This window comes from Pseudomonas sp. GOM6, assembly GCF_029537485.1.
In the GTDB taxonomy this organism is placed as follows: Bacteria; Pseudomonadota; Gammaproteobacteria; order Pseudomonadales; family Pseudomonadaceae; genus Aquipseudomonas.
On record NZ_JARPUS010000008.1, the window covers coordinates 115661 to 128490 of the forward strand.

The following is a 12830-nucleotide window of genomic DNA, read 5'->3' on the forward strand; positions in this document are numbered from 1 at the left end:
ACAGATGAGCTGCGATTTTCTCGCCCAGGCCGTGCCGGGCGTGCAGAAACTTTCGCCCTATGTACCGGGCAAGCCGGTCGATGAGCTGGCTCGCGAGCTGGATCTCGACCCGGCCGGCATCGTTAAGCTGGCCAGCAACGAGAATCCGCTGGGCCCGTCGCCCAAGGCGCTGGAAGCCATTCGCGCCGAGTTGGCCGAGTTGACCCGCTATCCCGACGGCAATGGCTTCGAGCTGAAGTCCAGGCTGGCGGCGCGCTGTGGCGTGACACCGGCCCAGGTGACTCTGGGCAACGGCTCCAACGATATTCTCGACCTGGTCGCCCGCGCCTGGCTGGCGCCGGGCCTCAATGCCGTATTCAGTCAGTACGCCTTCGCCGTCTACCCCATCGCCACCCAGGCGGTCGGCGCTCAGGGCAAGGTGGTGCCGGCCAAGGATCACGGTCACGATCTGGAGGCCATGCTGGCGGCCATCGACGCCAATACCCGCGTGGTCTTCGTCGCCAATCCGAACAATCCGACAGGTACCTGGTTTGGTCCGGACGCGCTGGAACGCTTCCTCGCTCGTGTGCCGGAGAACGTGCTGGTGGTGCTGGACGAGGCCTATATCGAGTACGCCGAGGGCGACGAACTGCCGGACGGCCTCGACTACCTGGCGCGTTACCCGAACCTGCTGGTCTCGCGCACCTTCTCTAAGGCCTATGGCCTGGCTTCGCTGCGTGTCGGTTATGCACTGAGCTCGCCGCAGGTGGCCGACGTGCTCAACCGTGTGCGAGCTCCGTTCAACGTCAACAGCCTGGCCCTGGCTGCCGCCTGCGCGGCGCTGGACGATGCGGACTACCTGGCAGCCAGTCGCCGCACTAACGACGCCGGTATGGCGCAGCTGGAGGACGGTTTCCGCAAGCTGGGTCTGCAGTGGATTTCCAGCAAGGGCAACTTCATCGCCGTCGACTTCGGTCGCGACGCTGCGCCGATCAATCAGGCGTTGCTCAAGGCGGGAGTCATCGTGCGGCCGGTGGCCGGCTATGGCATGCCGACCTTCCTGCGCGTGTCCATCGGTACTGAGGCGGAGAACGCTCGTTTCCTCGCGGCGCTGGAGCAGGTTCTTCGTGGCTGATGCAATGCCGTTGCAACATGCGTCGGGCAAGCTCGGCCGCCTGGTGGTGGTGGGGCTTGGCCTGATTGGCGGCTCCTTCGCCAAAGGCATGCGCGAGAAGGGGCTGTTCAGTGAGGTGGTGGGTGTCGATCTGGACGCGGAGTCGCGGCGCCTGGCGGTCGAGCTGGGTGTGGTTGATCGCTGCGAAACCGAACTGGCGGCCGCCTGTCAGGGCGCTGCGGTGATCCAGTTGGCGGTACCTATCCTGGCCATGGAAAAGCTGCTGGGCCACTTGGCGCAGTGCGATCTGGGTGATGCGGTGCTCACCGATGTCGGCAGCGCCAAGGGCAATGTGTTGCGTGCGGCGCGCCTGGCCTTCGACGGCAAGGTGGCGCGCTTTGTCCCCGGCCATCCGATCGCTGGCTCCGAGCAGAGCGGGGTGGAGGCGGCCAACGCCGAGCTGTTCCGTCGCCACAAGGTGATCCTGACACCGCAGGAGTCCACCGACAGCGAGGCGCTGGCGCTGGTTGATGGCCTGTGGCGCGCCCTGGGGGCGGACGTGGAACATATGGAGGTGGAGCATCACGACCAGGTGCTGGCGGCCACCAGCCACTTGCCGCACCTGCTGGCCTTCACTCTGGTGGATTCGCTGGCCAAGCGCAGCGAGAACCTGGAAATCTTTCGTTACGCCGCCGGTGGCTTCCGCGATTTCACGCGGATCGCCGGTAGCGATCCGGTGATGTGGCACGACATCTTCCTCGCCAATCGCGAGGCCGTGCTGCGTACCCTCGACGCATTTCGCGATGACCTCGACGCCCTGCGCGGCGCGGTCGACGCAGGGGACGGGCATCAGTTGCTGGGCGTGTTTACCCGCGCTCGGCATGCCCGCGAGCATTTCAGCAAAATTCTGGCCCGCAGGGCCTATGTGGACGCTATGCATTCGAACGACCTGATCTACCTCGCCAATCCCGGTGGTTCTCTCTCCGGCCGTATCCGTGTTCCGGGCGACAAGTCCATTTCGCACCGCTCGATCATGCTCGGCTCGCTGGCTGAAGGCACCACCGAGGTGGAAGGCTTCCTCGAAGGTGAGGATGCGTTGGCCACCCTGCAGGCTTTCCGCGACATGGGTGTGGTCATCGAGGGGCCGCACCACGGCAAGGTGACCATTCATGGCGTCGGCCTCAATGGCCTCAAACCGCCGCCTGGCCCGCTTTACCTGGGCAATTCCGGCACGTCCATGCGCCTGCTCTCCGGCCTGCTGGCGGCGCAGCCGTTCGATACCGTGCTGACCGGCGACGCCTCGCTGTCCAAGCGTCCGATGAACCGCGTGGCCAAGCCGCTGCGCGAGATGGGCGCGCTGATTGAGACCGCGCCAGAAGGCCGTCCGCCGCTGACTATTCGTGGTGGTCGCCGCCTGGGTGGCATGACCTACGAGATGCCGATGGCCAGTGCCCAGGTGAAGTCCTGCCTGTTGCTGGCGGGGCTTTACGCGGCGGGCTCCACCACAGTAATCGAGCCGGCGCCGACCCGCGATCATACCGAGCGCATGCTGCAGGGCTTCGGCTATCCGGTGGTGGTCGATGGCAATCAGGCTACCGTCGAGTCCGGTCACAAGCTGAGTGCCACCCATATCGAGGTGCCGGCGGATATTTCCTCCGCGGCATTCTTCCTGGTGGCGGCCAGCATCGCTGAGGGTTCCGAGCTGGTGCTGGAGCATGTCGGCATCAACCCGACCCGTACTGGCGTGATCGACATCCTCAAGTTGATGGGGGCCGATATCTCGCTTGAGAATCAGCGCGAAGTGGGTGGTGAGCCGGTAGCGGATATTCTTGTGCGTGCCGCCAAGCTCAAAGGCATCGACATTCCCGAGGATCTGGTGCCGCTGGCCATCGACGAGTTCCCGGTGCTATTCGTCGCGGCTGCCTGTGCAGAGGGGCGTACGGTGCTGCGTGGCGCGGAAGAGCTGCGGGTGAAAGAATCCGACCGTATTCAGGTCATGGCTGACGGACTGATTGCTCTGGGTGTTAAGGCCGAGCCAACCCCGGATGGCATCATCATTGAAGGTGGCGCTATCGGTGGTGGTGAGGTGTGGAGCCATGGCGACCATCGTATCGCCATGTCCTTCAGCGTTGCCTCATTGCGTGCCGCGGCGCCGATTCGCATTCACGACTGTGCCAACGTCGCCACCTCATTCCCTAACTTCCTTGGTTTGGCGGCTCAAACCGGCATCCGCGTGGCGGAAGAGGGCAACTCATGAATGCCATGGTGATCACCATCGATGGGCCCAGCGGTTCGGGCAAGGGCACCATCGCTAGCTTGTTGGCCGGCAAGCTGGGTTGGAATCTACTCGACTCCGGCGCGCTCTATCGTCTGTTGGCGTTTGCTGCCAGCAACCACGGTATTGACTTGACCAATGAGGAGGCGCTGAAGACTTTGGCTGCGCATCTGGATGTGCAGTTTATCGACAAGCGCATCATCCTTGAGGGTGAAGAGGTTACCGACGCTATTCGTAACGAGCAGGTAGGTGCTGGTGCTTCCATGGTCGCTTCGCTTCCTGCGGTGCGTGAAGCGCTGCTGCAGCGCCAGCGTGCTTTCCGGGAGTTGCCTGGTCTGGTGGCGGATGGTCGCGACATGGGAACCGTGGTGTTTCCGGATGCGCCATTGAAGATTTACCTGACGGCTAGCGCAGAAGAACGTGCCCGCCGTCGCTACCTGCAGTTGAAAGGCAAGGTGGAAGGTGTTAGCCTGTCGAGTCTCCTAGACGAGATTCGTGCTCGTGACGAGCGTGATATGCAACGCGCGGTGGCTCCTCTGAAGCCTGCGGCCGATGCTATCCAGCTGGATTCCACGGAGCTCAGCATCGAACAAGTCTTGGAAAGAATTCTCAGCGAGGTCGCCAGTCGCGATCTCGCCGGGTAAGCCAGGCCGCAATGTTGCGGCCGACAAGGAGGCAGGCGGGAGACCAGTCATAGTCCCGCAGGCCTCTTTTTACATGAACGAACCCACATTGTCTGGAGTGTGGTTTGGGCAGTTTCCCTGCCCTTGATCGACAGGAATCAACATGAGCGAAAGCTTTGCAGAACTATTTGAAGAAAGCCTGAAATCCCTTGACATGCAGCCGGGTGCCATCATCACCGGTATCGTGGTCGACATCGACGGTGACTGGGTTACCGTGCATGCCGGTCTGAAGTCCGAGGGCGTCATCCCGCTCGATCAGTTCTTCAACGAACAAGGCGAGCTGACCATCAAGGTCGGTGACGAAGTCCACGTTGCTCTGGACGCGGTTGAAGATGGCTTCGGTGAAACCAAGCTGTCCCGCGAAAAAGCCAAGCGCGCTGAATCCTGGCTGGTTCTGGAAGCTGCGTTCAACGCTGAGGAAGTGGTCAAGGGCGTTATCAACGGTAAGGTCAAAGGCGGCTTCACCGTTGACGTTAATGGCATCCGTGCGTTCCTGCCGGGCTCCCTGGTTGACGTCCGTCCGGTGCGTGATACCACTCACCTGGAAGGCAAAGAGCTGGAGTTCAAGGTCATCAAGCTGGACCAGAAGCGCAACAACGTTGTCGTTTCCCGTCGCAGCGTGCTGGAAGCCGAGAACAGCGCCGAGCGCGAAGCTCTGCTGGAATCCCTGCAGGAAGGCCAGCAGGTCAAAGGTATCGTCAAGAACCTCACCGACTACGGTGCGTTCGTTGACCTGGGCGGCGTCGATGGTCTGCTGCACATCACCGACATGGCCTGGAAGCGCATCAAGCACCCGTCCGAGATTGTCAACGTTGGCGACGAGATCGACGTCAAGGTTCTGAAGTACGACCGCGAGCGCAACCGCGTATCCCTGGGCCTGAAGCAGCTGGGCGAAGACCCATGGGTTGCTATCAAGGCTCGTTACCCGGAAGGCACCCGCGTGACCGCCAAGGTCACCAACCTGACCGACTACGGCTGCTTCGCCGAGCTGGAAGAAGGCGTCGAAGGCCTGGTGCACGTGTCCGAGATGGATTGGACCAACAAGAACATCCACCCGTCCAAAGTCGTTAACGTCGGCGACGAAGTGGAAGTTCAGGTTCTGGACATCGACGAAGAGCGTCGTCGTATCTCCCTGGGCATCAAGCAGTGCAAGTCCAACCCATGGGAAGACTTCTCTGGCCAATTCAACAAGGGCGACAAGATCTCCGGCACCATCAAGTCGATCACCGATTTCGGTATCTTCATTGGTCTGGATGGCGGCATCGACGGTCTGGTTCACCTGTCCGACATCTCCTGGAACGAAGTAGGCGAAGAAGCCGTGCGTCGCTTCAAGAAGGGCGACGAGCTGGAAACTGTGATCCTCTCCGTTGATCCGGAGCGTGAGCGCATTTCCCTGGGCATCAAGCAGATGGAAGACGATCCGTTCTCCAACTACGCCTCCCTGAACGAGAAAGGCACCATCGTGCGCGGTACCGTCAAGGAAGTAGACGCCAAGGGCGCTGTTATCAGCCTGGGCGGTGAGATCGAAGGCGTTCTGAAGGCTTCCGAAATCAGCCGTGACCGCGTTGAAGACGCGCGCAACGTGCTGAAGGAAGGCGACGAAGTCGAAGCCAAGATCATCAGCATCGACCGCAAGTCCCGCGTTATCAGCCTGTCCATCAAGTCCAAAGACGTCGAAGACGAAAAGGATGCGATGAAAGAGCTGCGTAACAAGCAGGAAGCTGAAACCACCGGTCCGACCACCATTGGTGATCTGATCCGTGCGCAGATGAATCAGAACTAAGTTCAGGTACATCTGTGGAAAAGGGCGACTTCGGTCGCCCTTTTTCGTTTTGTCTCATTCTGCCGGGCTTCGTTTTCCTCTTGACATTTGGGCTACCAAAACATCGGTGGGCGTGCTAAAAACACCCCTACTAGATGATCTAGCCGCTTGAAAAAGAAGGGAAAACCATGACCAAGTCGGAGTTGATCGAGCGCATTGTTACTCACCAGGGGCTGCTGTCATCCAAAGACGTGGAGCTGGCGATCAAGACCATGCTGGAGCAGATGTCTCAAGCTCTGGCGACGGGCGATCGTATCGAAATCCGTGGCTTTGGTAGTTTTTCTCTACACTACCGCGCCCCACGTGTTGGTCGTAATCCTAAAACTGGCGAGTCGGTACGCCTGGATGGCAAGTTCGTGCCGCACTTCAAACCGGGAAAGGAGCTACGGGATAGGGTCAATGATGATGAGTGACTTTTGCCTGGATTTGCAGGAAGCTGCTTATGTTGAGCAGCATTAGACGTGTCTTGCTGGGTGCCGTCCTGATGATTTTGGGGGCGGCTATAGTGCTGCTAATCCTGCAAAACCCGCAGCATGCACAGTTTAATTTTCTCTACTGGACAACACCTGTTTTGCCATTTTCTATCTTTCTGGCCATGGCTTTTGGGCTTGGTTCGCTGGTTACTTTGTTGTTTAGCTTGAGTTTGCTTGGTCGCAATAGCCTACTCAAGCGGCGGCGCTCTCAGTCTTCATCCTCTTAAAAGCTGAGTAAGATCTTCGCTGAGTTAAGTGTTGTTTCTGTGCAGCTTTTTTATATCCTTTTTTAGAATGCTCGGCGAGTACATGGCCATGAATCGGGTGCTTGTAACTGGAGCCTCCGGTTTTGTCGGAAGTGCTTTGGTTTCCAGGTTAAAAACAGAGCCTGGTATTGATGTCGTTTCCGCTTTACGCAAAGCGCATGATGACAGTTGTTTAGAGCTGGGCGATTTGGAGAGGCCGCAATTTTCCACGAACCAGCTTAAGGGCTTCACCTCGGTAGTACATACCGCTGCTCGTGTGCATGTGATGCGTGATCAGGCGAGTGATCCGCTTGCCGAGTTTCGTCGGATAAATACCGCCGCTACCCTGGCACTTGCCGACGCGGCTGCGAAAGCGGGTGTTCGACGCTTTATCTTTATCAGTTCGATCAAGGTCAATGGCGAAACAACGCGCATGGGCGCCCCATTTCGTGCCGACGACCTACCGGCTCCCCAGGATCCATATGCTATCTCCAAGCTGGAGGCGGAGCAGGGGCTATTTCAGTTGGCGCAGCGCACGGGGCTTGAGGTCGTCGTTGTGCGTCCTCCGCTGGTATACGGGCCTGGTGTGCGGGCTAACTTTCAGAGCATGATGCGCTGGCTGCGGTTCGGTGTGCCTTTGCCTCTGGGGGGGATTGAGAACCGCCGCAGTTTGGTGGCTTTGGATAATCTCGTTGATCTGCTCGTGTGCTGCTTGGGTCATCCGGCCGCTGTAGGCCAGGTATTTTTGGTCAGTGACGGCAAGGATCTTTCGACTACAGAGTTGCTCAAACAGTTGGGCGCTGCGTTGGGTACGGTACCGCGGCTTTGGGGCTGGACAGGGCCGATGCTCAAATCGTGTTTGTTGCTCATGAATCAGGACGCATTGGTTCGGCGACTATTTGGGTCCCTGCAAGTGGACATCAGCAAGACACGAACACTGCTAGATTGGAATCCTCCAGTAGACACGTACAAGGCCCTAACTCAGACAGCCGAGCATTTCTTGAGGCAGCGGGAACAGATATGACGCTGCTGCTTATGTTCTTCTTTGTCGGCTCGGCTTCTTGGCTGGGTACTTGGCTGCTACGTGCTTATGCTCTGCGTCGCCGCATTTTGGATATTCCCAATCAGCGCAGCTCTCATTCCAGGCCGACCCCGCGAGGCGGTGGAATGGCCATAGTGCTGAGTTTTCTGCCGACTCTGCCCATATTGGTCTTAGGCGACTGGCTTACTCCCGCACAGGCAATAGCCCTGCTAGGGGGCGGCGGTGTTGTAGCTTTGGTCGGGTTTCTCGATGATCATCGCCATATACCTGCGCGCTGGCGCTTACTGGCTCATGTTTTATCTGCTGCTTGGGCGATCTACTGGCTGGGCGGGGTACCTGACCTGCAGCTGGGCGATACTGTTTTCAGCCTTGGTTGGGTGGGCGTACCACTAGGCATTCTGTATTTGGTCTGGCTGCTCAACCTTTATAACTTTATGGATGGCATAGACGGGATTGCTGCTGTCGAGGCCATCACCACCTGTTTGAGCGTTGCTGCCATCGCGGCGCTGTTAGGTAGCTGGCAGCTGGCTTTGCTCCCCGCCCTGTTAGCGACTGCGGTAGCGGGCTTTCTCTATTGGAACTTTCCTCCGGCGAAGATTTTCATGGGGGATGCCGGTAGCGGCTTTCTCGGTTTCATATTGGGAGTTCTCTCCCTGTCGATGGCTTGGGAGCGCCCAGAGTTGCTGTTTTCTTGGTTGATTCTGCTAGGCGTTTTTCTGGTAGATGCCAGTTGTACCCTGCTACGTCGTTTTTTACGCGGTGAAAAGGTTTATGAGGCGCATCGCAGCCATGCCTACCAACACGCTTCACGCATGGTTGGTAGTCATTTGCCGGTCACCTTGGCAGTGGCGTTGATTAATCTTTGCTGGCTACTACCTTTGGCCATATGGGTGGCGCTGGGAGGAAATGCCGTATTGTTGCTGATACTGGCATACGTACCATTGCTGGGGCTTGCCTTTAAGTATCGTGCAGGCCTTGGCGAGTAATTGTTGAATTTGATCAGGGGCATGGAGCCTATGAGTTTTCGCGCATGGCTGGTGAGCTGGCCTCGTCGCTACAAGCGGTTGCTTCAGGTGGGTGCCGATGTCCTCGTTTCTTGGCTGGCACTCTGGCTGGCTTTCTGGGTTCGATTGGGCTCCGATAAGCTGATCAACCCCTTCGGCGATCACTACTGGTTATTTTTGGCTGCCCCGGCCATTGCTATCCCTGTCTACGTCCGCTCCGGCATGTACAGGGCTGTATTGCGTTACATGGGCAATGATGCCCTGGTGAGTATCTTCAAGGCCGTCACGGTCTCTTCACTATTAATGGCATTGCTGGTGTATTGGTACCGTGATGCGCCTGCCATGGTCCCACGCTCCTTGGTGTTCAATTACTGGTGGCTGAGCTTGATCCTTGCCGGGGGGATGCGGTTGCTGATGCGGCAGTATTTCCTGGGGGACTGGTTCAACGGGCTCTCCGGGATGAGCATGGCAGGCTCTAGAGAGGATAGCTTGCCCCGTGTTGCCGTTTATGGGGCCGGGACGGCAGGTAACCAATTGGTTGCTGCGTTGCGTATGGGGCGCTCGATGCGCCCTGTTGCCTTTATCGATGACGATGGAGCTATCGCCACTCAGGTTATCGCAGGGCTCAAGGTCTACAAGCCCAAGCATATTGCGCAGATGATCAATGAGACTGGGGCCCAGGAAATTCTCTTGGCCTTGCCGTCCGCGAGTCGCTCCAGACGCAAGGAAATACTGCAGTACCTGGAGTCTTTTCCGCTGCATATTCGTTCGGTGCCTGGAATCATGGATCTGGCCAACGGCAAGGTCAGGGTCGACGATATCCAGGAAGTTGATATCGCTGATCTGTTAGGTCGTGATCCCGTACCGCCGCAGCCTGAGTTGTTCGAGCGTTGCGTGCGGGGCAAGGTGGTCATGGTGACCGGTGCTGGCGGCTCCATCGGCTCCGAAATATCTCGTCAGGTGATTGGTACACAGCCCAAGGTGCTGGTCTTGGTTGAGCATGCCGAGTTCAATCTGTACAGCATTCACGCCGAGTTGGAGGCCTCGATTCGCAGGGAATCGCTACCGATTCGGCTCGTACCGATACTGGCTTCGGTGCGTAACCAGCAGCTTATGCAGCATGTGATGCGGGCCTGGGGCGTGAACACTGTTTACCATGCGGCTGCCTATAAGCATGTACCCATGGTCGAGCACAACATCGCCGAAGGCGTGCGCAACAATGTGCTGGGTACTCTGGGGGCGGCGCAGGCAGCACTCAAAGAGGGAGTGGAGCACTTTGTGCTGATCTCCACGGACAAGGCCGTTCGCCCAACCAACATCATGGGCAGCAGCAAGCGCCTGGCAGAGTTGGTACTTCAAGGATTGAGCAAAGAAAGTGCCCCGGTGTTGTTCGGCGATCCCTCCGAATTGCATCAGGTCAATAAAACCCGCTTCACCATGGTGCGTTTCGGGAACGTGCTGGGTTCTTCCGGCTCTGTCATCCCCCTGTTCCGCGAGCAAATCAAGAAAGGGCAGGCCGTCACGGTCACCCATCCGTCTATCACCCGCTACTTCATGACCATCTCCGAGGCCGCCCAGTTGGTGATTCAGGCGGGAGCCATGGGGCAGGGTGGGGATGTTTTTGTGCTGGACATGGGGCAGCCGGTCAAAATCCTCGATCTCGCCGAGAAGATGATCCACCTCTCGGGCCTAAGTATTCGTTCTGAACGTAACCCACATGGCGACATCGAGATCGAGTTCACCGGCCTGCGGCCGGGAGAGAAGTTGTACGAGGAATTGCTGATTGGCGACAACGTCAGCCCTACCGAGCATCCGATGATCATGCGCGCCAGCGAAGAGCATCTCTCTTGGGAGGCCCTGAAGTCGGTTCTGGATGAGCTGCTGGCGGCCTTGCAGCGGGACGATTACGACAGGGTCAGGCAACTGTTGCGCGAGACAGTAAATGGCTATGCGCCGGAAGGTGAAATAGTCGACTGGATTCATGTGCAGAACCGCACAAAAGATCGATAGTGGCGGTTTGACAGCTATTGGTGGATGGCTAGCTTTGTTCGTGCGTGATGGGAATCGCGCTCATACTCACGAAATGGAGCTTTACCATGGCCAAGATGCATGTTGCTGCACTGCTGTTCTCCTGCTTGACCGCTTTCTCTTTCAATGCCACTGCCGTCGAGTCAAAGGCCCCGCCAGAGCCGGTTGTTGAAGCTCAGCAAGTCGCCTCCCAGGTCAACCTCAACACGGCAGATGCCGCCACGCTGCAGGCCGAGCTGGTCGGTATTGGCCAAGTCAAGGCTCAGGCGATAGTCGATCACCGAGACACCAATGGCCCTTTCGCTTCGGTGGATGAGCTGCTGGAGGTTAAAGGTATCGGCCCGGCGACGCTGGAGAAGAATCGGGCGCGCCTTAGCGTCAATTGACGCAGCCCTGCCAGGAGAAGCCGGTCACTGACCGGCTTTTTTGCTTTATGCGCGGGCTACAATGCCGGCTCTTATTCGAGCAGGAGTTCGCGCGTGCCATCTTCCCTCCCTTCTCTCGGCTTCGTCGGTATTGGCTTGATGGGGCTGCCCATGTGCCGGCGGCTACTGGCTGCTGGTCATCCGCTGCATGTGTGGAATCGCTCGCCGGACAAATGCTCCGAACTGCAGGCGCTTGGTGCGGTTATCGAGCACACCCCTGCTGCTTTGTGCGCCGAGGTCGATCTGGTCATGCTGTGCCTGGCGGATACGGCGGCCGTGCGCTCGGTGGTGTTCGACGCCGATGGTATCGCTGAACGTGCCAAGCCTGGGCAGCTGCTGGTGGATTTTTCCAGCCTGGAGCCTGCGGCCACTCGCGAAATGGCTGCGGCGTTGGAGTCGCGCACCGGCATGCGCTGGGTAGATGCACCCGTCTCCGGCGGTACTCCAGGCGCCGAGGCAGGAACTCTGGCGATCATGGCTGGTGGCCGCGAGGAAGACATCGAGCGTATCCGCCCGATATTAGCGCACCTGGGCCAACGCTTGACCCGCATGGGCGACGTGGGTGCGGGTCAGGTCACCAAGGTCTGCAACCAGATGCTGGTGGCGTGCAATGCCCTGGTGATTGCCGAGGTGGTGGCGTTGGCCGAACGGGCGGGAGTTGATGCTGCATTGTTGGCACCGGCTCTGGCTGGCGGCTTTGCCGACTCCAAGCCGCTGCAGATTCTGGCGCCGCAGATGGCCGACAGTCAGTTCGAGCCGATCAAGTGGCATGTACGCACCTTGCTCAAGGACCTGGACACCGCCGTCAAGCTGGCTCGTGAGCAGGGCGGGGCAACGCCGATGAGTGGCCTGGCGGCACAGCTGATGCGTCTGCACGGCAGCCAGGGTTATCTGGAGCAGGATCCTGCAACGCTGGTTCGCCTGTTTCGCGAGGCGTCGCAATGAAGATTTGCGCCAACCTGTCGTTGCTGTTCACTGAGTTGCCGCTGGCGGATCGAGTCCAGGCTGCCGTGGCGGCCGGGTTCGATGGCGTCGAAATCCAGTTTCCTTACGAATTGCCTGCACTGCGCCTGCAGGAGTTGCTGGTACGGGCCGGCTTGCCGTTGGTGCTGATCAATCTGCCAGCAGGCGATCTGATGGCCGGCGGCGCCGGGTTGGCGGCGGTACCCGCGCGGCAAACCCAGTTCGATGCAGCATTGCAGGAGGCGCTGACCTACGCGGCCATGGTGCGGCCACTGTGCGTCAATGTGCTGCCGGGGCGCTTGCTGGAGGGTGTGACGCGGGAGCAGGCGCTGGAGTGCCTGGCCGCCAACCTGAAGAAGGCTGCAGAGGCCTTTTCGCTGCTGGGGATTCGCGTGCTGTGCGAGGCCATCAATCCGCTGGATATGCCGGGCTTTCTGATCAACACCCCGGAGGATCTCGACCAGCTGCTGCGTCGGGTCGATCACCCCAACTGCCAGGCGCAGTTCGATCTCTACCATATGGCCCGGCAAGGGTTGGATATTGCGGCGGGCATCGACCTGCTTGCTGGACGTATCGGCCATGTGCAGTTTGCCGATTGCCCGGGGCGTGGTGCGCCGGGGGCGGGCACGCTGGACTTCGAGCCGCTGTTGCGCCGGCTCAAGGATACTGGCTATCAGGGCTGGCTGGGGGCGGAGTACAAGCCCTCCGGGCCAACCCCGGCAGGCCTGGATTGGCTGCCGTATTGGCGGGCTGTCACGGCATAGACAGACAAGAAGA

Annotated in this window: 12 protein-coding genes; all 12 read left to right on the plus strand. The window is 59.2% G+C overall.

All coding sequences use genetic code 11. The annotated features are described in order from the left end of the window. The first annotated feature begins 4 nt into the window (after positions 1-4). Positions 5-1114 (plus strand): histidinol-phosphate transaminase, encoded by a 1110-nt coding sequence (gene hisC / locus P7A97_RS11620; RefSeq protein WP_277690104.1) that lies wholly within the window; start codon positions 5-7, stop codon positions 1112-1114. Further along, complete coding sequence (locus P7A97_RS11625; protein ID WP_277690105.1) at positions 1107-3350, plus strand: bifunctional prephenate dehydrogenase/3-phosphoshikimate 1-carboxyvinyltransferase; 2244 nt, start codon at positions 1107-1109, stop codon at positions 3348-3350. Before hisC ends, P7A97_RS11625 begins: the two co-directional genes overlap by 8 nt. Beyond that, positions 3347-4012, plus strand: coding sequence for a (d)CMP kinase (gene cmk / locus P7A97_RS11630; protein ID WP_277690106.1), 666 nt, complete (start codon positions 3347-3349; stop codon positions 4010-4012). Before P7A97_RS11625 ends, cmk begins: the two co-directional genes overlap by 4 nt. 142 nt (positions 4013-4154) lie before the next feature. Next, complete coding sequence (rpsA, locus tag P7A97_RS11635; protein ID WP_277690107.1) at positions 4155-5834, plus strand: 30S ribosomal protein S1; 1680 nt, start codon at positions 4155-4157, stop codon at positions 5832-5834. 167 nt (positions 5835-6001) lie between these two features. Then, positions 6002-6286: an integration host factor subunit beta gene (ihfB, locus tag P7A97_RS11640; RefSeq protein ID WP_277690108.1), complete on the plus strand. Its 285-nt coding sequence runs from the start codon at positions 6002-6004 to the stop codon at positions 6284-6286. A gap of 29 nt (positions 6287-6315) precedes the next feature. Further along, positions 6316-6573 (plus strand): lipopolysaccharide assembly protein LapA domain-containing protein, encoded by a 258-nt coding sequence (locus tag P7A97_RS11645; RefSeq protein WP_277690109.1) that lies wholly within the window; start codon positions 6316-6318, stop codon positions 6571-6573. Positions 6574-6661: 88 nt separating this feature from the next. Then, complete coding sequence (locus P7A97_RS11650) at positions 6662-7615, plus strand: NAD-dependent epimerase/dehydratase family protein (RefSeq protein ID WP_277690203.1); 954 nt, start codon at positions 6662-6664, stop codon at positions 7613-7615. Then, a complete protein-coding gene (locus P7A97_RS11655; protein ID WP_277690110.1) occupies positions 7612-8619 on the plus strand; it encodes a glycosyltransferase family 4 protein in 1008 nt (335 codons plus the stop codon). Before P7A97_RS11650 ends, P7A97_RS11655 begins: the two co-directional genes overlap by 4 nt. Positions 8620-8649: 30 nt before the next feature. Next, positions 8650-10647: a nucleoside-diphosphate sugar epimerase/dehydratase gene (locus tag P7A97_RS11660; protein WP_277690111.1), complete on the plus strand. Its 1998-nt coding sequence runs from the start codon at positions 8650-8652 to the stop codon at positions 10645-10647. 86 nt (positions 10648-10733) lie between these two features. Further along, positions 10734-11051 carry a ComEA family DNA-binding protein gene (locus P7A97_RS11665; protein WP_277690112.1) on the plus strand — a complete coding sequence of 106 codons (318 nt, stop codon included), beginning with the start codon at positions 10734-10736 and terminating at the stop codon, positions 11049-11051. Positions 11052-11144: 93 nt separating this feature from the next. After that, entirely contained in the window at positions 11145-12035 is an 891-nt protein-coding gene (locus P7A97_RS11670; protein ID WP_277690113.1) for an NAD(P)-dependent oxidoreductase, read from the plus strand. Then, on the plus strand, positions 12032-12817 hold the full coding sequence (locus P7A97_RS11675) for a TIM barrel protein (protein WP_277690114.1): 786 nt from the start codon (positions 12032-12034) through the stop codon (positions 12815-12817). The genes P7A97_RS11670 and P7A97_RS11675 overlap by 4 nt, the downstream gene beginning before the upstream one ends. Positions 12818-12830 lie beyond the last annotated feature (13 nt).

Excerpts from the sequence above, each read along its gene's own strand:
- P7A97_RS11665 (WP_277690112.1), top strand. The coding sequence starts at position 10,734 with ATGGCCAAGATGCATGTTGCTGCACTGCTGTTCTCCTGCTTGACCGCT.
- cmk (WP_277690106.1), top strand. The coding sequence starts at position 3,347 with ATGAATGCCATGGTGATCACCATCGATGGGCCCAGCGGTTCGGGCAAG.
- P7A97_RS11645 (WP_277690109.1), top strand. The coding sequence starts at position 6,316 with ATGTTGAGCAGCATTAGACGTGTCTTGCTGGGTGCCGTCCTGATGATT.
- P7A97_RS11650 (WP_277690203.1), top strand. The coding sequence starts at position 6,662 with ATGAATCGGGTGCTTGTAACTGGAGCCTCCGGTTTTGTCGGAAGTGCT.
- rpsA (WP_277690107.1), top strand. The coding sequence starts at position 4,155 with ATGAGCGAAAGCTTTGCAGAACTATTTGAAGAAAGCCTGAAATCCCTT.
- P7A97_RS11675 (WP_277690114.1), top strand. The coding sequence starts at position 12,032 with ATGAAGATTTGCGCCAACCTGTCGTTGCTGTTCACTGAGTTGCCGCTG.
- ihfB (WP_277690108.1), top strand. The coding sequence starts at position 6,002 with ATGACCAAGTCGGAGTTGATCGAGCGCATTGTTACTCACCAGGGGCTG.
- P7A97_RS11660 (WP_277690111.1), top strand. The coding sequence starts at position 8,650 with ATGAGTTTTCGCGCATGGCTGGTGAGCTGGCCTCGTCGCTACAAGCGG.
- P7A97_RS11655 (WP_277690110.1), top strand. The coding sequence starts at position 7,612 with ATGACGCTGCTGCTTATGTTCTTCTTTGTCGGCTCGGCTTCTTGGCTG.
- hisC (WP_277690104.1), top strand. The coding sequence starts at position 5 with ATGAGCTGCGATTTTCTCGCCCAGGCCGTGCCGGGCGTGCAGAAACTT.